General features: G+C 72.2%; 20 protein-coding genes and 1 pseudogene. 10 read left to right on the top strand and 11 right to left on the bottom strand.

What is annotated here, in order from left to right:
* The first annotated feature begins 250 nt into the window (after window positions 1–250).
* Window positions 251–2,482, top strand: coding sequence for a glycosyl hydrolase (locus tag STBA_RS24370; protein ID WP_253195273.1), 2,232 nt, complete (start codon window positions 251–253; stop codon window positions 2,480–2,482).
* Window positions 2,483–2,559: 77 nt separating this feature from the next.
* Here STBA_RS24370 and STBA_RS24365 read toward each other — a convergent pair whose 3' ends face one another.
* Together STBA_RS24365 and STBA_RS24360 are read right to left on the bottom strand one after the other, a co-directional pair.
* Window positions 2,560–3,522 (bottom strand): aminoglycoside phosphotransferase family protein, encoded by a 963-nt coding sequence (locus STBA_RS24365; protein ID WP_077061282.1) that lies wholly within the window; start codon window positions 3,520–3,522, stop codon window positions 2,560–2,562.
* A 113-nt stretch (window positions 3,523–3,635) separates the two neighbouring features.
* Entirely contained in the window at window positions 3,636–4,136 is a 501-nt protein-coding gene (locus tag STBA_RS24360) for a MarR family winged helix-turn-helix transcriptional regulator (protein ID WP_077061281.1), read from the bottom strand.
* Between the two features lie 88 nt (window positions 4,137–4,224).
* On the opposite strand from STBA_RS24360, the gene STBA_RS24355 reads away from it, so the two are divergent.
* Entirely contained in the window at window positions 4,225–4,782 is a 558-nt protein-coding gene (locus STBA_RS24355; protein ID WP_077061280.1) for an isochorismatase family cysteine hydrolase, read from the top strand.
* Here the strand turns inward: STBA_RS24355 and STBA_RS24350 are convergent.
* From STBA_RS24350 to STBA_RS24340, 3 genes are all read right to left on the bottom strand, one after another.
* Entirely contained in the window at window positions 4,760–6,673 is a 1,914-nt protein-coding gene (locus tag STBA_RS24350; protein ID WP_077061279.1) for a glycoside hydrolase family 15 protein, read from the bottom strand. The genes STBA_RS24355 and STBA_RS24350 overlap by 23 nt on opposite strands.
* A complete protein-coding gene (locus STBA_RS24345; RefSeq protein WP_077061278.1) occupies window positions 6,670–7,629 on the bottom strand; it encodes a TIGR03885 family FMN-dependent LLM class oxidoreductase in 960 nt (319 codons plus the stop codon). The genes STBA_RS24350 and STBA_RS24345 overlap by 4 nt, the downstream gene beginning before the upstream one ends.
* A gap of 134 nt (window positions 7,630–7,763) precedes the next feature.
* Window positions 7,764–9,641 (bottom strand): hypothetical protein, encoded by a 1,878-nt coding sequence (locus tag STBA_RS24340; RefSeq protein WP_077061277.1) that lies wholly within the window; start codon window positions 9,639–9,641, stop codon window positions 7,764–7,766.
* Window positions 9,642–9,762: 121 nt separating this feature from the next.
* On the opposite strand from STBA_RS24340, the gene STBA_RS24335 reads away from it, so the two are divergent.
* Window positions 9,763–10,611 carry an alpha/beta hydrolase gene (locus STBA_RS24335; RefSeq protein WP_216355961.1) on the top strand — a complete coding sequence of 283 codons (849 nt, stop codon included), beginning with the start codon at window positions 9,763–9,765 and terminating at the stop codon, window positions 10,609–10,611.
* 16 nt (window positions 10,612–10,627) lie between these two features.
* Here the strand turns inward: STBA_RS24335 and STBA_RS24330 are convergent, their stop codons facing one another.
* On the bottom strand, window positions 10,628–11,125 hold the full coding sequence (locus tag STBA_RS24330; RefSeq protein ID WP_253194955.1) for a DUF6879 family protein: 498 nt from the start codon (window positions 11,123–11,125) through the stop codon (window positions 10,628–10,630).
* A 380-nt stretch (window positions 11,126–11,505) separates the two neighbouring features.
* On the opposite strand from STBA_RS24330, the gene STBA_RS38385 reads away from it, so the two are divergent.
* The 3 genes from STBA_RS38385 to STBA_RS24315 all read left to right on the top strand — a co-directional run bounded on the left by STBA_RS38385 (window position 11,506) and on the right by STBA_RS24315 (window position 13,534).
* Window positions 11,506–12,075 carry a helix-turn-helix transcriptional regulator gene (locus STBA_RS38385; protein WP_216355960.1) on the top strand — a complete coding sequence of 190 codons (570 nt, stop codon included), beginning with the start codon at window positions 11,506–11,508 and terminating at the stop codon, window positions 12,073–12,075.
* 14 nt (window positions 12,076–12,089) lie between these two features.
* Window positions 12,090–12,644 (top strand): hypothetical protein, encoded by a 555-nt coding sequence (locus tag STBA_RS38380; protein ID WP_216355959.1) that lies wholly within the window; start codon window positions 12,090–12,092, stop codon window positions 12,642–12,644.
* A 689-nt stretch (window positions 12,645–13,333) separates the two neighbouring features.
* Window positions 13,334–13,534, top strand: coding sequence for a hypothetical protein (locus tag STBA_RS24315; protein WP_077061274.1), 201 nt, complete (start codon window positions 13,334–13,336; stop codon window positions 13,532–13,534).
* 335 nt (window positions 13,535–13,869) lie between these two features.
* Here STBA_RS24315 and STBA_RS37280 read toward each other — a convergent pair whose 3' ends face one another.
* Window positions 13,870–14,409 (bottom strand): hypothetical protein, encoded by a 540-nt coding sequence (locus STBA_RS37280; RefSeq protein ID WP_143659564.1) that lies wholly within the window; start codon window positions 14,407–14,409, stop codon window positions 13,870–13,872.
* A 227-nt stretch (window positions 14,410–14,636) separates the two neighbouring features.
* Here STBA_RS37280 and STBA_RS38995 point away from each other — a divergent pair.
* From STBA_RS38995 to STBA_RS24300, 4 genes and pseudogenes are all read left to right on the top strand, one after another.
* Window positions 14,637–14,771 (top strand): annotated as a pseudogene (locus STBA_RS38995) (IS5/IS1182 family transposase); the annotation flags it as partial.
* Window positions 14,772–15,016: 245 nt separating this feature from the next.
* Complete coding sequence (locus STBA_RS24310; protein ID WP_171987777.1) at window positions 15,017–15,496, top strand: PQQ-binding-like beta-propeller repeat protein; 480 nt, start codon at window positions 15,017–15,019, stop codon at window positions 15,494–15,496.
* The gene (locus STBA_RS24305) at window positions 15,444–16,160 is read left to right on the top strand and encodes a PQQ-binding-like beta-propeller repeat protein (RefSeq protein ID WP_077061272.1); all 717 of its coding nucleotides are present in this window, start codon (window positions 15,444–15,446) and stop codon (window positions 16,158–16,160) included. The genes STBA_RS24310 and STBA_RS24305 overlap by 53 nt, the downstream gene beginning before the upstream one ends.
* 149 nt (window positions 16,161–16,309) lie before the next feature.
* Window positions 16,310–16,954, top strand: coding sequence for a hypothetical protein (locus STBA_RS24300; RefSeq protein WP_143659562.1), 645 nt, complete (start codon window positions 16,310–16,312; stop codon window positions 16,952–16,954).
* On the opposite strand, the gene STBA_RS24295 is transcribed toward STBA_RS24300, so the two are convergent.
* Genes STBA_RS24295 through STBA_RS24280 form a run of 4 tightly spaced genes read right to left on the bottom strand, consistent with a single transcriptional unit; the run spans window position 16,951 to window position 20,741 of the window.
* The gene (locus tag STBA_RS24295) at window positions 16,951–17,733 is read right to left on the bottom strand and encodes a tryptophan 2,3-dioxygenase family protein (protein ID WP_079252139.1); all 783 of its coding nucleotides are present in this window, start codon (window positions 17,731–17,733) and stop codon (window positions 16,951–16,953) included. The genes STBA_RS24300 and STBA_RS24295 overlap by 4 nt on opposite strands.
* The gene (locus STBA_RS24290; RefSeq protein WP_077061270.1) at window positions 17,726–18,673 is read right to left on the bottom strand and encodes a diiron oxygenase; all 948 of its coding nucleotides are present in this window, start codon (window positions 18,671–18,673) and stop codon (window positions 17,726–17,728) included. Before STBA_RS24290 ends, STBA_RS24295 begins: the two co-directional genes overlap by 8 nt.
* Complete coding sequence (locus STBA_RS24285; protein WP_077061269.1) at window positions 18,670–19,938, bottom strand: aminotransferase class I/II-fold pyridoxal phosphate-dependent enzyme; 1,269 nt, start codon at window positions 19,936–19,938, stop codon at window positions 18,670–18,672. Before STBA_RS24285 ends, STBA_RS24290 begins: the two co-directional genes overlap by 4 nt.
* Complete coding sequence (locus tag STBA_RS24280; protein WP_077061268.1) at window positions 19,935–20,741, bottom strand: SDR family oxidoreductase; 807 nt, start codon at window positions 20,739–20,741, stop codon at window positions 19,935–19,937. The genes STBA_RS24285 and STBA_RS24280 overlap by 4 nt, the downstream gene beginning before the upstream one ends.
* Window positions 20,742–20,788 lie beyond the last annotated feature (47 nt).

Below are 20,788 nucleotides of genomic sequence, written 5' to 3'. Positions count from 1 at the left end.
ACGTTGCTCCCTGTCTCGTTCGCGTGGCCTTTGAACGAGATGGCGCCCCGATTGCTGACAGGAGCCGGCTGTGATGCGGGTCACTGCGAGCAGCCGGTTCCGGTCCGGTTCCCGTGCGAAGCATTGACACAAAATTTGCCGATCCCTAGGTTCGACCGCGTACGTGAGAGCGCTCTCAGCCCGTCCCCCCACCGGTTGCGAGGTGCAACAGCACATGAGGCCCCCGACCCCCACCAGACGTATCGCGCTGATGCTGACCGCCGCGGCCACCGCGCTGGCCGGACTGGCGCTGGTGCCCGGCTCCGCGACCGCCGCGGACATACCGGTCGGCAGCGGCAGTTACTCGGACACCAGGCCGGAAGGTACCGCCGGACCCGAGGACAACCAGGGCAACCCGGTCACGCCGCAGGTCACCGAGGCCATGGCCGGTCAGCCGGTGCCCACCAACGACTGGTGGTCCTCGCTGGTCTTCAAGCGGTACGGCGACAACCCGTACTCCCAGCCCATGTTCGGGCACCCCCTCAGCTACCGCGCCGTCGCCGACGGGCTCGAAGTCGGCTACCCGACCCAGGCGAACATCGTCGGCGACGGCGTCTCCTACGAGTTCCCGCACCAGGCCGACCTCACCCTCGGCGTCGCCGGGCTCAACTCCCCCGACACGAAGGCCGACGGCTGGTCCGACTGGACCGTCAGCCCTTACTGGGAGGACGCCGGTCACACCTTCCGCGCCACCATCGGCCACGGCAGCCCGTACGTGTACGCGGAGGCCACCGGCGGCAACGCGCAGATCACCGCATCCGCCGCGCCGGAGGTCTTCTCCGACGAGGGCAGCGTGCTCGGCATCACCGTCGCGGGCCACGACTACGCGCTGTTCGCGCCGGGCGGCAGCACCTGGCAGGTCTCGGGGTCGACGATCACCTCCGACCTGGGCGGCCAGGAGTACTACTCGGTCGCCGTCCTGCCCGAGCGGGGCGCGCTGGCCGAATTCGCCCAGTACGCCTACAGTTTCGTCACCGGCTCCACCGTCGAGTGGGACTACGACGAGGCGGGCGGCACCGTGAACGCGACGTACACCCTCACCACCGAGGCCAGGGAGGGCGAGGAGACCGGCACCATCCAGGCCCTCTACCCGCACCAGTGGCAGCACACCGCGGACGAGTTGACGGCCTACGAGTACGTCTCGCCGCGCGGCACGATGAAGGTGCGGAACGGGAACGCGTTCACCACCTCCCAGGCCGTCACCGGGGTGCTGCCCGCGCTGCCGGCCGGTGACGGGCCCGACACCGCGCAACTGACCGCGTTCGTCAACGAGGTGGCCGCCTCCGCCGAGATCGCCGTGGGCGACACCTACTGGAGCGGCAAGGCGTTCGGCCGGCTCGCCCAGGTGGTGCCGATCGCCGACCAGATCGGCGCGACCGAGGCGCGCGACACGCTGCTCGACGCGATGAAGTCGCGCCTGGAGGAGTGGTTCACCGCGGGCGGCGACACCGGCTTCGCCTACGACGCGGACTGGCGGACACTCACCGGCTATCCCGCCTCCTACGGCAGCGACCGCGAGCTGAACGACCATCACTTCCACTACTCCTACTTCGTGTTCGCCGCCGCCACGGTGGCCCAGTACGACCCGGCCTGGGCGGCCGAGTCGGCCTGGGGCGGCATGGTCGAGGAGCTGATCGGCGACGCCGCGAACCCGGAGCGCGGCGACGACCGCTACCCGTTCCTGCGCGGCTTCGACGTCTACGCCGGGCACAGCTGGGCCTCCGGGCACCAGGGCTTCGCGGCCGGCAACAACCAGGAGTCGTCCTCGGAGTCGGTCAATCTGAGCGCGGGCCTGATCATGTGGGGCTCCGCCACCGGCGACACCGCCCTGCGGGACCTGGGCGTCTACCTGCTCACCACCGAGTCGGAGGCGATCAGGCAGTACTGGTTCGACGGGGACGAGGCGAACTTCCCGGCCGAGTACCAGCACAACACGGTCGGCATGGTGTGGGGCAACGGCGCCGCGCACGCCACCTGGTGGACCGGCAACCCGGAGGAGATCCACGGCATCAACGTGCTTCCGGTGACGGGCGGTTCGCTGCACCTGGCCCGCGACAAGGACGCCATCGCCCGCAACCTGGAGGAGCTGGTGGAGGAGAACGGCGGGCCGCCGGTGGAGTGGAAGGAGATCCTCTGGGAGTTCCAGGCGCTCGGCGATCCGGCCGCGGCCAGGGCCGCGTACGACGGCGACGGCGGCGGCACGTACGAGCCGGAGGCCGGCGAGTCCTGGGCGCACGTCTACCACTGGATCTACACCCTGGACGCAATCGGCGCGCCCGACACGTCGGTCACCGCGGACAGCCCGACGGCGGCGGCCTTCGCGAACGGTGACACCGTCACGTACGCCGCGCACAACTACGGCGACGCCGAACAGACGGTGACCTTCTCGGACGGCAAGGTGCTCACGGTCCCGCCGCGTTCCTCGGCGAGCGAGACCGGCTGACACCTCCGAAGAGCCCGCACCCCCGCACCCCGCACCCCGGCGCCCGCATCAGGGCGGCGGGGTGCGGGGGCGGCGGCTCAGTCCGCGGTCCGGCCGTGGAGGCCGAGTGCCGCCCGGACGTCGTCGCGGCGCAGGGCGGCGGCGCACCATGCGAAGTGGCCGTCCTTCCCGTCCGCTCCATAGGCGTTGGCCCCCGCGACGGCGTAGGCGGCGCGGTAGATCAGGAGCCGTTCGCGGTCGTGGCCGAGCGCTTCGAAGCGGCGCAGCAGCGACGCGTCCCGCCGCGCGGCCGCCGGCCCGTACATGTCGCGGAAGCCGGCCGCGGTGGACGCGTCGAAGGCATTGTCACCGGCGGTGGTGAAGAAGCCCCAGTCCAGGACGGCGGTGACCCGTCCGGCGGCGTCGACCAGCAGGTTCTCCGGGCAGATGTCGCCGTGCAGGATCGCCTCGCCGCCGCGGGCGCCGCGGGCGGTGAGGCGTTCCAGCCGGTGCAGCAGACGGTCGAGTGCCGTGTCGAAGTCCGGTACGGCGGCGGCGAGTACGGTGTGGAACGCGGCGGCGCGGCGCCGGACGAGGGCGGCCAGGGCAGCGGGCCAGTCGGCGTGCCCGGCCCACAGCGGCGTGTCCTCGCCGAGCGCGGAGAGGGCGCGGGCGGCCGGGCCCGCCTCGGTGCCCGCCAGGGCGGTGACGACCGTGGCCGTCGCCTCCTCCACGGTGGCGTCGGACAGCCCGTGCGCCTCGGTCAGCGGCGTGCCGGGCAGTTCGTGCTCGATGCTGACCGCGATACCGCGGTGTTCGTGGCGGGCGACGATGCGGGGGGTGGCGAACGGCAGGTGCTGTGCGGCCAGTTCCTCGTAGAAGGCGCTCAGCCGGGGCAGGCGCCGGCCGCCCGCGCCGTGCGGGCCCGTCCACGCCTTGCCGACCAGCCCGCCGTCGAGGCGGTGGACGACGCCTTCCATGCCCTGGCCGATCGGCCCTGCCGAACGGTGCCCGAGCGCGTCGAAGACCGCTGCCCAGTCGGTGTCGAGCGGTGCCGTCATGCCGCGCCTCCTGCCGGTGTGCGTACTGCGGCCCCGTCGGCCCGGAGCCGGGGACCGAACGTACCGCACGCCGCACGCCGCACGCCGATCCCGGACCGCCGGGCGGCAGGGGCTCAGCCGTCGTTCCGCGCCTCCTCGGGCGGCGGTGCCGAGACCTCCGCCTCGTACGCCTGGATCGCCCGGACGAACGTGGCGCGCTCCTGCGGTGTCAGGCCGTCGAAGACCGTGCGCCAGGCGCGCGCGCCCGCGGCGAGCCACGCGTCGATGGCGGCGCGGGTGGCCGGGTCGCCGGTGAGCGAGACGATGGTGCGCCTGCGGTCGCCCGGGTCGGAGCGGCGCTGCACGACGCCCTGCCGTTGCAGGTCGCTGACCAGGAGGCTCACGGTGGTCGGGGCGACTTCGAGGCGGGCGGCGAGATCCTTGACGGGAGTGGGCCCGTCGAACAGCAGGCAGGAGAGCAGCGTGAGGTGCCGCGGGGCGAGGTGCAGGGAGCGCAGCCGCTCGGGAACGGGGGTCCGCTTGGCGCGCGAGACGAGGCGCGGCAGCGTCAGGAGCATCGCCCGAACGGCCTGCTCCGTGCTCAGGCTCGCGCCCGTGACCGGCTCTGTCGACATCCCCGTGACCTCCGCGCGCCCCACGGTACCCGAGGCCGGCACACGATCAACCCCCGACCGGCGACCCCCACGGGGGAGAATCTTCGGTATGAACCGGACAGCACTCATCGTCACCGACATGATCAACACCTACCGCCACGCCGACGCCGAGCTGCTGCTCCCCTCGGTGCGCGCCGCCTTGCCCGGACTGCGCCGCACCATCCACCGCGCCAGGGCGGAGGGCATCGACGTCATCTATGTCAACGACAACTTCGGCCGCTGGCGCTCCCAGCACGACGAGCTGCTCGACGCGGCCCTGCGCGGGCCGCACGGCGACCTGGTGGAGCCGGTGCGGCCCGACGACGGCTCGATGTTCGTGGTGAAGGCCCGCCACTCCGCGTTCTACGAGACCCCGCTGGAATTCCTGCTCTCCCAGCACGGCGTCCGGCACGTCGTCCTCACCGGACAGGTCACCGAGCAGTGCGTGCTCTACTCCGCCCTCGATGCCCACATCAGGCGCCTGCGCATCAGCGTGGTCAGGGACGCCGTGGCGCACATCCACGCCGACCTCGCCGACGCCGCGCTGCGCATGATGGAACGGAACATGGCCGCGCGCGTCACCGACTCCGCCGACGCCGCCCTGTTCACGGCCCCGGACGCGGACTGACCCCCGCGGTCCTGTTGGCCCACGCGTGCAGGGCCTCCTCGTCCTCGGCGGCGTCCAGGTTCATCGCCGCCTCGATGAGGCCGAGATGGGTGAACGCCTGCGGGTAGTTGCCCAGCATCGTCCCGTCGGCCGTCATCTCCTCGGCGAAGAGGCCGAAGCGCCCCGCGCGGGCGCACAGCGCGTCGAAGCGTTCCCGCGCCTCCGCCCGGCGGCCCGCGAGGACCAGCGCCGACACCATGTCGAACGAGCAGAGCAGGAAGCCGCCCTCCGGCCCCGCCAGGCCGTCCCCGGTGGCGGCCGGGTCGTAGCGGTGCACCAGCCAGCCGTCCTCGCCGAGTTCCGCGTCGACGCGATCCAGGGTCGCGGCCACGCGCGGGTCCCGGCCGTTCAGCAGGCCGAGCAGCGGCAGGCGCAGCAGCGAAGCGTCCGTGTGCCGCGCCCCGTAGGACTGCACGAACGTTCCGGCCGCCTCGTTCCAGCCGCGCGTCAGGATCTCCTCGCGCAGCTTCTGCCGCTCCGCCCGCCAGGTGCGCGTGTCAGGACCGGCTCCGCCCGTCAGCTCGGCCAGCCGGATGCCGCGGTCCAGGCACACCCACAGGTAGAGCTTCGAACTGGTCCAGTGCCGCGGCCCGTTGCGCACCTCCCAGATCCCGTCGTCCGGCTCCCGCCAGACCCGGCAGGCGGCGTCCACCACGGTGAACAGCGTGGACAGCTCCCCGGGGCCCAGCGCGTCCCGGGTGCCCGCCGTCACCTGCTGGTGGACCAGCGCCGCGTCCAGGATCTGCCCATGGACGTCGAGCTGCCGCTGCTGCTCCGCGTCGTTCCCGATCCGCACCGGCCGCGAACCCCGGTAGCCCGCCAGGTGATCGAGGACCGTCTCGGGAACGCCGGTGCCGCCGTCGATGTCGAGCATCGGCGTGAGGTCGCCCCTGGCCGCCGTGCAGTGCCGCAGCAGCAGCCGCAGGTACTTGCCCGCCTCCGCGCGATGGCCGAGCCGCATCAGCACCAGGACGACCAGGGCGGCGTCGCGGTGCCACAAGTAGCGGTAGTCCCAGTTTCGTTCGCCGCCCGGCCACTCCGGCAGGGACGTCGTCGGCGCCGCGATCAGCGCCCCGGTGTCGCTGGACATCAGGCCGCGCAGCACCAGCGCGGAACGCCGCACCTGCTCGGGCCCGTGCCGCCCGCGGTACGGGTCGCGGCCGGACCAGGCGCACCAGGCCGTCAGCGTCTCGTCCAGCAGGCGGCGGGCCGTCGCCACATCGAACGGGCCGCGCCACGCGCCGTTGTGGCCGAGCGTGACGGCGAGGGCGCCGCCCTCGCGCAGCCGCGTCTCGAAGGCCAGCACGCCGTCCGCCGACTCGCGCGGCACGGGCCGTTCCCCGCCGTCGGCCACCGCGTCGAGCCACAGGCCCGCACCCTCCTCAAGGACGGCCCCGGTGCCCCGGGCCGACGTCTCCCAACAAGCGGCGCGCCGCGCGTAGTCGGGCCGCGCGTCGACCCGGTGCCGCACCAGCACCTGCCCGCGCTCGCACGTCAGCAGCCGGACGAGCACCCCGCCGGGCACGATGCTCCGCGCGTCGCCCGCCCCCGGCGGGGCCGCGGCGAGGAAGTCGTGCGCGACGGCGGCGCCGTCCGGCGTGCTCCAGCGGCTGCGCAGCACGAGCGTCGGCCCGGCGTACTCCTGCTCCGGCGGCCCCGCGCCGTCGACCGTCAGCTCCCACGCGCCGCCCGCGCGCCGGTCGAGCAGCCGCGCGAAAACACTCGGGGAGTCGAAACGCGGCGCGCACATCCACACCACCGCGGCATCCGGGCCCACCAGGGCGGCGGTGTGACAGTCGGAGAGGAACGCCAGCTCGCCGAGCGGCGGGTACTCCGCCGGGGCGGCCGTCACGCGTTCAGCTCCGGCAGCACGTCCGCGCCGAACGCCTCGATGAACCGCAGCTGATCGGTGCCCACCTGGTGCAGCATCACCTCGTCGAACCCGGCCTCGCCCTGCCGGGCCAGCCACGCCGCCTGCGCGCCGAGGTCGTCGGAGACGTGCACGAACGGCTCCAGCTGGTGCGCGTCGATCAGCCGGGCCGCCTGCTCGAAGTGCTCGGGCAGCGGCAGCTCCCAGCCGACGTCGCTGCCGAGGACCGCCTCGCGCCACTGGTCGAGCGCCGCGTGCAGCGCCGCCTCGCGGGAGGGTGCCCAGGACAGGTGCGCCTGGAGCACGGCCGGGCCGCGCCCGCCCGCCTCCCGGTAGGCGGCGAGCGTGCGCCGCTGGCCCTCGTCCGGCTGGTTGATCGTGACGAGGCCGTCCGCCCAGCCCGCCGCCCAGGCGGCCGTCGCCGGGGTGACGGCCGCGGCGAGCAGCACCGGCGGCAGCGCCGGCAGCGACCACAGGCGCGCCCGGTCCACGCGCACCAGACCCTCGTGCGACACGGTCTCCCCCGCGAACAGCGCCCGCATGACCTCGACGCACTCGGCGAGGCGGCGGGCGCGCACCTCCTTGGCGGGCCAGCGTTCGCCGGTGATGTGCTCGTTCAGCGCCTGCCCGGTGCCCAGCGCGAGCCACAGCCGCCCGGGGAACAGCTGCGCCAGCGTCGCCGCGGCCTGGGCCAGCACGGCCGGGTGGTAGCGCTGCCCCGGCGCGGTGACCACCCCCATCGGCAGCTGGGTGGTGGCCAGGGCCGCGCCGAGCCAGACCCAGGCGTGCCCGGAATGGCCCTGGCGCGCGCTCCAGGGCGCGAAGTGGTCCGAGCACATGCCGGTGGCGAAGCCCGCGTCCTGCGCGGCGCGCAGCAGAGTGAGCAGCTCGGCCGGGGCGAACTGCTCGTGCGAGGCGTGGTAGCCGTACGCGGTCATGGTCCGTCACCGCCTGCGGTGTGGCTGCTGTCCTCCTCAAGCGTGCGCGCCCGCCGCCCGCGGGACGAGTTCTGCTGGGCCGGGCGGGTGCGCGGCCCCCGGGCGGCGGGCGGCGGCCGGGGCGGGCGGCGGCCCTATGGGTAGTCGACCCAGTACTGGACCTGCGTTCCGGTGTTCGCGGTGCCGCCGGTCTCGTTGATGACGCGGTTGATCGTTCCGACGCCGCCGAGGGAGACCGTCACCAGGTCGTGGAACCGCACGCCCGGCGTGTCGGGGACCTCGAAGCCGCGGCTCGCCACGACGCCCGGATTGACGTTGAAGAAGCAGTAGCTGCCGACGCCCCACGCCTCGTGGCTGGTGACCGAGTCGGCGACCTTGTAGGCCGCCCAGCCGAGGCTGCCGTTGCCGCTCGACCCCCAGGCCGCCTGGTCCGGCGGGTCGTAGGGCAGCTCGTTCTGGAAGAAGTACGTCCGCCCGCCGTTACCGTTCCAGACGGTGTTGTACTCCTGGTAGTGCTCGACCATCAGCCCGTACATCGTCACGTCGTCCCCGTTGATCACCACGCCGTTGGCACCCGTGCTCACCGTCCACCCCCACGTGCCCGAATTGCCGTGGTCGGCGCGCCACACCCACAGGTGGTCGCCGATGACGTGGTTGCTGTTGACGGTGAGACTGACCGAGGCGCGGCCCAGATGCGAGCCGCCGACGCGGAAGAACACGTCGTGCAGGGAGGTCGGGTTGTCGGCGTGGCCCGCCGAGGCGCCCTCGGGGCCGACCTCCATCAGCGTCGGGGAGTTGACCGCGCCCGCGTCGATGAGGATGCCCGCGACCTTCACGCCGTCCACGTCGGCGATGCGGATGGCCGGCTGCCCGGTGTCCGGCACCAGCGTGGCCAGGCCGATACCGAGCAGCACGGTGTCCGGGTTCTCGACGAGCAGCGCCTCGTCGAGGTGGTGCACCCCGGCCGTGAACAGCAGGTGCCTGCCCTCCGCCAGCGCCTCGTTGATCGTCGCGGCGGGGGTGCCGATCCGGACCACGAAGAAGTCGGCGAGCGAGATCGACTCGCCCGCCGCCGCGCCGCCGTTCCAGCTGCACCCGGACGCGTCGCGGCGCAGCGCCGGGACGAACACGTGGTAGGCGCCGGAGTCGTCGACGTACAGGAACGGCTTTTCCCTGATCACGGGCGTCCGGTCGACGACCGTGTGCGAGGGGTTCGGGAAGTGCTGGCCCGGCACGCCCGTGGAGCCGACGAACACCATGTTCCACACCGACCCGTTCCACGCGCCGAGGTCGCTGTTGCGGGTCAGCCACTGCTGCTGCGAGCCGGACTCGACCACGCCGTCGACCTTGCAGTCGGCGAGCAGGCCGCCGCTGGCCCAGCCGTCGTAGCCGTTCCACAGCTGAACGCCGATGCCGCGCAGGTGCATGCGCCGGTACGGCGCGGCCTGGGAGACCGCCCAGCGCTCGATCTCGCCGGCGGGGACGCTGACGGAGAAGTTCTCCGCGCCGCGCCAGAAGTTCTGCGTGGCGTTCCCCAGGTTGTTCGGGTCGTCGCCCTGCTGGAGCCAGTCGGCCTCGACCCGGACGTGACCGTTGACGGTGACGTCGTCCGGGTGGAGCCCGAGGCCGATGATCTGCGTGTAGAAGCGCAGGTTGACGTCGAGGTCGTAGGCGCCGGGACGCAGCAGGACCGCGTGCCGTTCGGTGCCGAACTGATTGGTGTGCATCTGGGCCGAGATGGCGTCCACGCGACTCTGCATCTCCGCCGCGGACATGCCCGGGTCGAACACCAGGACGCTCGGGCCGAAGTCGGGGTTGCGCGGGTCGGTCGGCGGCACCGCGGAGGGCCGCGCGGGCGCGCGGCGCGCGGGGGCGGCCGGGGCGGCCGGGGCGGCGGCGGCGCCGCCGGCGCCCGCGGCGAGCACGGGTCCCGCGGCGAGCAGGGCCGCGGCGCCGAGGCCGGTCACGGAACGGCGCGAAGGCGGGCGCGGCTGCTCGTCAGCTGAGGTCATGGGGGGCTCCTGAGTGGGGGTGAACAGGGCGCGGCACGTTCGGAGAGCGCTCTCCGAGGGCCTCGGCGCCGAGTTTGTGTGCGTGGCCGCACGGTGTCAAGGCGGCGAAAGGACCGAAACCGTGCCGGAACTCCCGCCGCTGCCCTGGCACTTCGCGGTGCGGCGGCTACTGTGGGCGGCGAGGCCGCAGGCGACAGGGAGGGCCGTGGTGGGGGAAGACCGTTCCGTGCTGACCAGACCCGCGCCCCCGCCCCCGCTGCACCTGCGCTACGGGAATGGCGCGGCGCACGTGGCCGACGGCTGGCCCGGCGACGAACGGGCCGCGCGGCGCCCGCTGCTGCTGCTGATCCACGGCGGGTTCTGGCGGCCGGAGTACGACCGCGAGCACACCCGCCCGATGGCCGCCGCGCTGCGCGGCGCGGGCTGGACGGCCGCGTCCGTCGAGTACCGGCGCGAGCCCGGCGACCCGCACGCCACCACGGCCGACATACGCGCGGCGCTCGACCGGCTGCCGGGCGAAGTGGCCGCCGCGGGCGCCCCGTTCGACGGCCGCATCCTGCTGGTGGGGCACTCGGCCGGGGGCCACCTGGCCCTGTGGGCCGCCGCGGCACACCCACCGGACGGGCTCGCGGGCACGCTGGCCCTGGCGCCGGTGGCGGACCTGCGGCTGGCACACCGGCTCGACCTGGACGACGGCGCGGTCGCCGACTTCCTCGGCGGCCCACCGGACGACGCGGCCGCACTCGACCCCGTGCGGCTGCCCGCCCCCACCACCCCGGTCGTCCTCGCCCACGGCACGGACGACATCCGCGTACCCCCCGCACTCAGCACGGCCTACACCACCGCCCACCCCACCGCCCGGCTCCTGCGGGCGCCCGGCGCCGGCCACTTCGAGCTGATCGACCCCCTCAGCACCGCCTGGCCCCCACTGCTCACCACCCTGAAGTCACTCGCCGCCCCGGGCACGTAGGCGCTGCCGCGCCTGTTCACTCCCGGTACCTCTCCCACCATTCGCCGAACGGTACGGCCCGGCTCAGAGCGATGTCGCGGTACTCGACAAACTCAGGCACTCTCTCCGGCGGGAGGGTTTCTGAACCGATGTACTGTCCGCCATCCTCGTACTTCATGACTTCCACGGTGGATTCGTCGTACATCCAGAAGTCGCCCACCCCTTCCAGGGGATTCGGCTGGTACGTGGTGTCGAGAATGAAGAACTCTTCTCCGGCAGCCATGTTCCGGCGGTCACCCCAACCGAGTTCGTAGCGGAGATAGTCGGTCAGCGGACGCGAGAGGATGTGAACCCGGTACATCCGCTTACCGCTCCGCACGGCCCGGCGGACGGTCGAGACCCACGGGGAGTTCAAGAACTCTTCGGGCCGCGGCTCGCCGTTCAAGAAGGCACGGAGGTGCCCCTCCAGCCGAGAGACGCCGTAGTTATCGAGAGTTTCCAGGCGGAATGCCTCGGCCTGAAACTCCTCAATCATCTTCCGCTTAGATGACGCCATTCGCGATCGCCTTCCGGATCAACGAGACGGAGATTCCAACGACTTCTTCACCCTCGGACAGCTTGCCCCCGCGGCCGGCCAGAGTACCCCGCTCGGTCCGATATAGGTAATTTTCACCCGCCCAGCATGCTTGCATCGCTCCGGCTGACGTCTACTCGAAAAGTCCCACGGGGGCCGCAGCGAGCCACGCGCCCCGCGAAGCAGGCTGGGCCCGCCTCGCGGTCGTCGGCGCGGGCCGCTTCCTTGGAGCCCGGACCGCACAACGGTCCGCCGGTGAGAGGCGGGGTCGTTCGCTGTTGGCCCGGTTGCGGCGGGAGTACCGTTCCGAGTGTCTTCGTCAGAACGGGAGCCGTACTGTCATGCCCGACACCATCGGCGACAGGCTGCGCAAGGCGCGCAAGCGTGCTGGCTTGTCACAACGCGACCTCGCCCGCGAAAGCGGCGTGTCCTACTCCCTCATCACCAAGATCGAGCAGAACGAGAGGCAGGACGCGCGGCTGGAGACGCTGCACCGCATCGCCCGCGTCCTCGACACCACCACCACCGCCCTGATCACCAGCGACGGCGACCGTCAGGGAATTCCCCCTGAACCCTCCGCGCAATGGGATGAAGTCCGCGACGCCGTGAGCGCGACGACGCTCTCGGACATCGCCGAGAGCCCCACCGTTCAGGGCGTGCAGGCAGCGGTAGCGGCCGCCCGCCGCGGTTACCAATCAGGCGAGTTCGCCGGCCTCGCCGCCCTTCTCCCACCCCTCATTCGGGACGCTCACGTTCTGGCCGACCTCACACCCGAAGGCGTCGCCCTGCGAGCTGACGTGCTGACGATGACGGCCAGGTTGATGACGCAGAGCGCGACGCCCCCGATCTGGCTCACAGCGTCTCCGTGGTCAACATCCGCTGCTGGCTCCTGCTCCGGCGCGGACAAGTAGACGAGACTCGGCAGTTGGCCACGTCCTGGGCGGACGAGGTGGAACCTCGCTTCTCCAGAGCGGCACCGCACGACCTCGCGATGTGGGGGTGGATGCTGCTCCGGGCAGCAGCCGCAGCCGCGCGAGACAACCGTTCCGGGGAGGCCGCAGCCATGCTGCGGCACGCGCGCGCCGCCGCAGTGGACTTGGGGCGGCCGTTCACAATGCCGCATGTCGGCATGATCCACCCGTTCTCCGAGGCGACGGTAACAATGCAGCGGGCGGAGTACGCAATGGTGCGGGACCGGCCGGAGGAGGTGCTGCGGCTCTCGAAGGGGGTCGGCGTGGAGCAGCTGAGCAAGACCAGCGGGAACCGCAATCGTCACCTGCTCGACGTTGCGCACGCGCAGGCCCGCACGAGGCGGTACAGCCGAGCGGTGGAGACGTTGGCCCGGATTCACCATGACGCCCCGCAGTGGCTCCCGCACCAGCGATACGCGCAGGATGTTGTGCGGTTGATCGTGGAACGCCGCCGCACGCTGACTCCGGCGATGCGGCAGCTCGCGGAGGTGGTCAGGCTGCCTTTGTGACGCCCTGTGATAGTTCGGATTCGGTGCGCTGGAACTGTCATTGAGCCGCTGATGCCGCGTCAATACCGTTCTCGGCATAACGACGTTCCGTACACGATGCATCACAGCAGCCGATCATGCCGGACACCCCCCGCCGTACTCCCGGACAGCGGCAACGCCGTGCGATCATCGCCGCCGCGGCGGCGGGTGCCGGGCCCGACTGGTATGGGCCGCCCGTCCCCCTGCGGAAGACGTGCCACAGCACGTCGAGCGCGCCCGGACAGGAATCGACGCGGTGACCGGCGCTCATCGGTTGCCCGAGTGGTTGCCGCGCGAGGGTGTGGAGTCGTTGCCGTGTGGGCGGTGGTTCGATGGGGTGCAGTTGCCGACGTTCGTCGGGTTGCGGGTTGTCTCGCGATTGCGGGAGCGGTCGGGGCCGGTCGTTCAGGATCAGGTCGCGGACGTGCTGACGTGGCTGGTGCTGCCGGGTGCGGCAGCGGGGTGGGAGGAACGGGCGCCGGGGGTGGACATCGTGCGCGGGCCGCGGGTGCGGGCCGTGCCGCCCGCGGCGTGGTGTGAGGGGCCGTGGACCGGTGGCTCGGCGATCCGGTGGCTGATCCGCCCGACTCCGACGTGCCTGACCGATCCGCCGGTGCTGCTCGAAGCACTGCGGCACGTCCTCCCGCCACGGGGAGGCCAAGGAGGCCACCGTGCCTGACGCGCCGCTGCCCGTCCTGCTGATGGGACTTGACCTGAAACGGGACCTCTCGCCACGGCAGTGGTCCGGGACCGCCTGCGTACTGTGCCGGACCTGGCTCGGCCACCGCCCCGGCGAACGCTCCCGCGTTCTCGCCACCGTGAACGGCCACCCGCTGCACGCCTGTTCTCCGGCCTGCGGGGGACGGTCGTGAACGCCGGGGTGCTGGTGTCCGTCGAGGTGGACGCCGCCACCATCGCCCGCGGCGAGGAGAAGTTGCGCTAACGGTGGCCGTCTCCCGGCCGTTCTGTCGCTCGAACGTCCCTACGCCCACCGGAGTTTCCGGTGGGGCGACGCTGGACCGCCCCTGCCTGTGCCCGCTCGCCCGACACCTGTCCCCCACGCATACCTGCGCAGCAGCGCTGCGCACCAGCGCTGCGCCGAGCCCCACCGGCCGCACGCCGCCAACCGCCCGGGGGCATCCCGGTCCGAAATTTCTTCACTGGCTCAAGAGCACGCGCCCACTGGCGCGCTGCGGCCTCCGGCCGGTCACGCCCGAGCGGCCACGCCGCGCACCACAAGCGCCACCACACGCCAACCCGTACTGCCCCACGACCCGCCTTGCTTTCCGTTCTCGGCTTCTTCCAAAGCGTCACGTGCCTCGCGTGTCCACAAGGCGTAGCGATGCTCTGGCGGCAAGCTGTCAAGCCCTGTCCGTAGATGCTCTGCGGCACTCCGGTGCCTACCAAGGTTTAGGTTAACGTGTCCGATGGGCAGAGACATCCATGCGATATTGCCCTTAAGGTTATACGCCTGCGCCACCAACGCGCTGTCTTCAACGTCATCAGCGAGCCCGACGGCTTCGTTGAGAAACCTGATGTTCAGCCAGCCCGTGAACCGGCTCGCCTCAGACGCGACGGCACACAGTGCATCCCGGTGTGCGCCGCGCGCCTCGCGGAGAATATGCAACAACGCCTCTCGCTGCGCGTCGGCTGCACCAACAAGCGGCTTCGGCCCCACGATGTCGTCTACGTTCACTGTCACCGACATGACCGCGCTGGGCGGCGGCGCGAAACGGGTCGTGTTCACCGGGGGTGGATCACTCGTCATGACCCGCACCACCGTGCTGTGGGCCGCCCGCCGCCACAGCCCCGGCCGATACCGCCGACAACGCCCTTGAAACTCCTGACGAAACTCCGGGGCTGCTGGGTCGAGCCGCTGCTGCCCAAGGTCGAGCGTCGACTCTTTCGATCGATTGGGATTTCAACACCGGACGAAGCCCTGCCGGCCGGGGCAGAACCGGCAGCAAGCTCCCCCTGATCCCGCTCCTTGAGGCCGTGCCGCCCCGGCGCCGCCCCGAAGCCGTACTCGGCGACCGCGGCTACGACCACGGCACGTATCGCCGCCTGGTCCGGAACCTCGACTCGATGCCGCGGATCGCCCGCCGCGGCACTGAACGCGGCTTTCAGCCGGAAGCGACGTCCCGGCCCAGGGCAGCGGAGGAAACGGTAGTGCGGTGCGTCGCCTTGCGCTTACGCTTCTGACATGAACATGAGAGGGAAAGTGATTATGTTGCGTGCTGTCTCTCGGGATGAGCATGGTGGTCACGGCGTGTTCCGGGGGTGGCGAAGGCGTGGACCGTACCGGTAGCAGTGTGGGCAGCGAAGCTCCCAGCGCCCCCCATGAGGAGCCGGCGGTGCTGCCGGACTTCGATCCACCGATGGGGTTCGAGGCGCACGGCATACCGCTGGGCACGAACAGATCGAAGGAGTATGTCTTCGATGACAGCGCGATCTACTACACGGACAACGGCACAACACTTCTCTCCTACGAGCTGGCCACCGGCGAGCCACGCCTGTCGACCTCCTTCGACACCGCCGGGGGAACGGCGCTCGGCATGCCGGGGGTATCGGACGGACGTGTGTACGTCACCTACGTGACCGAAGAAGCGGGCACCGGCACCCAGGCGGCCCAGTACCCGCTACACGTCGCGGCCCTGGACACGGAGACAGGCGAGACGGTGTGGACGACCGAAGTCGCGAACGCGTCAACCGGTGATTGGGACCCCGGCTCACTGTCCTCCCCTCCCATCCATCTTCGCCGCCGACACGGAGCATGTCATCGTGGTGGCCGCGCACATGTCAGCGACGTACACGGCCGTACTGACCGCCCGTGAGGGCGAGGTCCTGTGGGAAGATCCGTCGTTCCTCCCCCACGGCTTCGACGGCCACGTGGTGGCCGGCGAGGCCGGCGGCCAGGAGCCGCCGGAGGGCCGAGCGGTGACCGACGGCTCCACCCAGTGGCGCTTGCCCGACGCGCCCCGAGACTTTACGGAGTGGGGTCCGGCTGAACCCGTGAATGGGACCGAGGCAACGGACGAGGCGTTCTTCGTGATCCAAGCCGGTATGCCGCGCGAATACGACCCGCGGGACCCGGACTTCGCGGAGCGCACACTCCTTCTCCGCGTCAGCGACGGCGAGCAGATCCTTGAACTGGGAGGCCCGGACTCTCGGTCATTGCCCTGCTCGCACGATGGTCAGGGAACCTTCGTCTGCCAGACCCCGTACGGGGAGGAGGTGATCGCGTACGACGATCGGTCCGGCGAGGAACTGTGGCGGCTTCCGGACGAAACAGCCGGCCGCATCTCCCTTCGCGTCACGGCGGTACGTCACGGGGCCGTTTACGGGTCCACCGACAACGGCGCGCTGATCCTCGACGCCCGTACCGGCCAGGACCGAGTGACAGATCTTCCCCTCGCGCCCCTGGACGTCGGGCCAGGTTTCGGACTGGTGATTGCACCGACGACCGCGTACGTGTACCTCCATCCGGCGACCGGCTGAGCTCTCTCGCCGTGGTGCCTCGCCACCTACGGCCCAGGTCGATCGGCGACAGGCCCGTCTGCTGCCCGGACACCGAGCCGTGCGGACGGCAGCCGCGAGGCCGTCGGCGGGAGCGGGCAGTGTCAGACCCGGCGGGCATCCTGTCGGCCATGGATGGGATCGGTACTCGGCCGCTGCGTGACCGGCACGACCTGGAGGCGGTGCTGCGCGCCGGTTTCGACCTGATCGGGGCTGTCGCTCCGGGATTGCGACACCGGCTCGTCGGCACGGCCGCGGCTTGTCTTCAAGGCGTCGACGTGCCGGTCGGCGATGTCGACATCCTTGTCGGCCGGCGCCAGGACGTCGAGGCTGTCGCGGAAGCGCTGGCGGATGTGCCGTGCGTGACGGCGCCGCGATGGATCGAGGTGTCCCGGCAGTACTTCGCCCGCTACAGCCTGGACGGCGTCCACTTCGAGGTCAGCACGGTGGAAGTGCCGTGCGAGGAGGATGGGTGGGAGGGCCAGGGCCCCGGCCCTTGGCGGCACTACGTCCCCGTGGACTGCGGCGGTCACCGCATCGACTGCGTGAGCCTGGAGCTACGGCTGACCACCGAGTTCCTCCGCGATCGCCCCGACCGTTACGAGCCGATCCTGGCCCACCTCGGCACTCACGGCGCCGACCTCGAACTGCTGCACCGAAGCATGACCGTGCGCGAGGTCCCCGAGGCGTTCGCACACTTGATACGAGGACTTCAAGTGGCTGATCGGTCCGACCGCCACGTGTCGGACCGATCAGCCGTGGGCGGGGGCGGCTAGTGGGGGGTGGCGGTCAGGGGGTCGGGGGTGCCGGGGTCCCATAGTTCGGGGAAGAAGCGGCGGTGCATGCCCGCGCGGAGGTGGGTGGCGCCCGTGCTGCCGCCGCTGCCGGGGAGGGCGCCGATCTGGCGTTCCACCAGCAGGGTGTGGGCGGCGCGCCACTCGGCCCAGATCGTGTCGTGGTCCAGCAGGGTCTCGGCGAGCTGGGTGAGCTCCGGCAGGTCGTCGGGGTGCGCGGCCAGGTGGGCGAACGCCGTCCGGCGGCTTTCCCTGGTGGCCATGTCGAATCCGGCCTTGCCCAGCAGCGTCAGGAAGCCGTCCCACAGGGTCGGTTCGGCGTGGCGGCGCCGCAGCCGTTCCCGCTCCGCCGCGCCGAGGCCGGTGGGGAGCCGGTCGGAACGGGCCCAGGCGGCGCCCGACAGGGACTCGATCTCCCGGTACTGGGCGGACTGGGCGCCGCTGGCGGTGCCGAGGTGGCCGCGGAACGCGTGGAACTCGCGCGGCGGCATGGTGTGCAGCGGCCTGAGCCCGGCGATGAGGGCGCGGTCGATTTCCAGGCAGCGGGCGAGGCGGAGGCGGGCGCGCCGCGGTTCGCCGTCGAGCATCAGGTCGCGGGCGTCGGCCAGTTCGGTCAGCAGCTGGGCGAACCACAGTTCCTGCACCTGGTGGACGGTGATGAACAGCCGCTCGTCGTGGACGCGGGCGGCGGAGGGCGACTGGAGGGCGAGCAGTTCGGCTATGCGCAGGTAGCTGGAGTAGGTGGGGCCGGGCTCAGTCATCGTGGTCCTCCGGCTCGCGCAGCCCGTGGGCGGCGAACGCATCCGGGACGCCCGGCAGTTCGAACGCCCCGGCCTGGGCCGCGAGTCGCACGGTGGCGCGGGAGACGGTCTGGATGCGGGCGGTGACGGCCGTCTCGCCGTAGGCGTCGGCGAGCACGGCCCGGGCCTGGTCCTCGCCGAGCCCGGCGAGCCGCAGTGAGGTGTGCACCGGGCCCAGGTCCCAGTCGAGGGCGGCGCGGATCATGGCGGGCAGCGCGCGGCCCGCGGCGATGCGCCGCCGTTGATCGAGCCGGCCCCATAACTGGAGGAAGAAGGCGGAGAAGAAGCGGTGGTGGCGGCCCTCGTCCTTGGCGTGGTCGCGCATCAGCTCGCGCACGGTGCTGACGACGGTCGGGTCCTGCGGCACCTCGTTGAGGACGGCGGTGATCAGGGTCTCGAAGACGACGGCCTGCAACTGCCCGGCCAGCAGGGGGTCGTCGGGCAGCAGGGCGCGTCCGGCGGCCTGGAGGGCGGTGACGAAGCCGCCGTAGTCGACGTCGGGCACGGCGATGCCGGTGACGTGCGCGACCTGGTCGGCCAGGTCGAGGCTGTAGAGGGCGTGGTAGCCCTCGTCGCAGTACACCTTGAAGGCGTCCATGCGCAGCGCGGCGGAGAAGTCCATGCCGACGCGGCCGTTGGCGACCGGCTCGGCGGCGCCGTTGACGACGCGGGTCTCCAGGTGGGTGGTGGCGTGCAGGAACTGGTAGAGGTGGCGAACGGTCAGCTCGCGTATGCGCTCGGGCGGCAGGGCGCGGACCTCGGGGTGGTCCAGGTGCGGCACGAGGGCCTCGGGGAAGAAGACGCGGCCCTGTTCGGCTTCGGCGTGGAAGATCCGCCGGACGCCGCCGCGGACGCCCGCGGCCTCGTACCAGCGGTCGAGTGGGCCCGGAGACGTGGTCACGGGCGGTTTCCCTTCTCGTGGTCGTGCACGTGGGCGGCGATGCGCCGGATCGCCTCGGCGACCAGCGGGGCGTCGACGGTGTGGCACAGCCGGAACCAGCCCGGCTGCGGGGCGTGGAAGGCGGCCCCGGGCAGGATGCTGACGTGGGTGGTCTCGAACAGGTCGCGCCACAGCCGTTCCTCGGCGGCGAAGCCGTCCGCCGCCGGCCGGTCGGGCCCCGGCAGCCACGCGCCGAGGTCGAGCCACACGGAGAAGCCGGCCTCCGCGGGGGCGTGCGGCAGGTCGTGACGGCGCAGCAGGTCGGCGGCGTGCCGGTAGCTGGCGCCGAGCCGGCGGCGGCCTTCGGCGAGGAAGCCGGCGACCCAGGCGGGGTCGTCGAGGAGGCCGGTGAACACCTCCTGCGTGGCGGTGGAGACGGGCGCGAAGTAGGCGAGCGCGCGGGCGGCGGCGAGCACGTCGGGGCGACGGGTGTGCAGGACGCCGGTCTTCAGGCCGGGCAGCGCGAAGTCCTTGGCGAAGCCCCAGACGAGGTGCGTGCGTTCGGCCCAGTCGGGGTTGACCGCGGGGTCGAGCGCGCTGGTGAACGGGCGGTCGCCGAAGACCGCGTGCGCGTAGATCTCGTCCGTGACGAGGTCCACGTCGTGCTCGCGGACGACGTGCAGCAGGTCGGCGAGCACCCCGGGCGGGTGGACCTCGCCGATGGGGTTGGACGGGGAGGACAGGGCGACGGCCCGCACGACCGAGCCCGCGCGCCGGGCCTCGGTCAGGGCGCGGTCGACGGCCTTGGCGGTGAGGCGGAAGCCGTCGTCCGCGGACAGCGGGGCCGGGACGAGGGCGGCGCCGGAACGGCCGCCCAGGTCGGTGTCGAACGCGCCGTAGTAGGGGGCGGGCACCACGATGACCTCGCCGGGGTCGCACAGCACGGTGGCGATGGCGTCCAGGGCGCCGGTGGCGCCGCTGATGACAACGAGTTCGTCCGCGTCGATCGGGGCGCGGCAGGTCCCGGTGAGGAGTGCGGCGATCCGCTCGCGCAGGGCGGGGGCGCCGTGCAGCGGGGCGTAGCGGGCGGTCTGCTCGGTGGGCGGGGGGAGTTCGGCGAGGCGGGCGCCGACGAGGTCCCACAGCAGCCGGTTCTCGGCGGTGCCGAGGTTGAGGTAGCCGCCGGGGCGCAGCCGGGGGTGGTAGGGCTCGGCCTCGGCGCGGAAGTGGGCGTCGGCGATGGCGGGGGTGTCGGCGACCAGGCGCGCGGACTGACGGGAGATCACGCGGCGCCTCCGGTGACGGGGTTGGCGGTGAGGAGGCCGGGGTGGACGCCCAGGCCCATGGAGGCGTCGATGACGGCGCCGTGCAGGGCGGCGGAGTGCTCCCCGGCGAGCCAGTACGCGAGTTCGGCGATCTCCTCGGGGCGGATCAGCCGCCCGCCGGGCAGTCCGGCGGTGAACGCGGCGCGGCGTTCCGGTCCGAGCGGCCTGAGGGTGCTCGCCTCGAACATCTCCGTCTCGACGGCGCCGGGGCACAGCGCGAAGACGTGCACGGGGGTGTGCACGAGGTCGGCGGCGAGGTGCCGGGTGAGGTAGGCGAGTGCGGCCTTGCTCATGCCGTCCGCCGGGTGGAAGCCGGGGAACTGGCCGATGCCGCCGCCGACGCTGGCGACGTTGACGATCTTGCCGTGGCCGCGTTCCCGCATGCCGGGCAGCAGTTGCTCGATCAGCCACAGCGGGCCGACGGCGTTGATCTGGAAGAACGCGGACGCCTTGGTGTGCGCGGGGCCCGGGGCGTACTGCTCGACGGTCTGGGAGCCGACGGCGGCGTTGTTGACCAGGACGTCGACGGGTCCCGGGAGTTCGGCCAGCAGCCGCTGGTGGGAATCCCAGTCGCCCTGGTCGAGTTCGAAGGCGGCGGCGCCGCGTCCCTCGGCGGCCAGACGCGCCACCAGCTCTTCGGCGCGCGCCCGGCCGCTCCGGTAGGTGAACCAGACCGTGGCGTCGCCCTCGCGGGCGAATCGTTCCACGCAGGCCCGGCCGATGCCCGTGGAGCCTCCGGTGATGAGCACGTTCCCAATCGGCATGGATGTTCCTCCGGCGTAACGGATGGGCCCGCAACGTAATCCCAAGG

It is taken from the genome of Streptomyces sp. MP131-18, assembly GCF_001984575.1.
In the GTDB taxonomy this organism is placed as follows: Bacteria; Actinomycetota; Actinomycetes; order Streptomycetales; family Streptomycetaceae; genus Streptomyces; species Streptomyces johnsoniae.
Note: the sequence above shows the minus strand (reverse complement) of the source record. Positions and strands in the feature narration are given on the sequence as shown.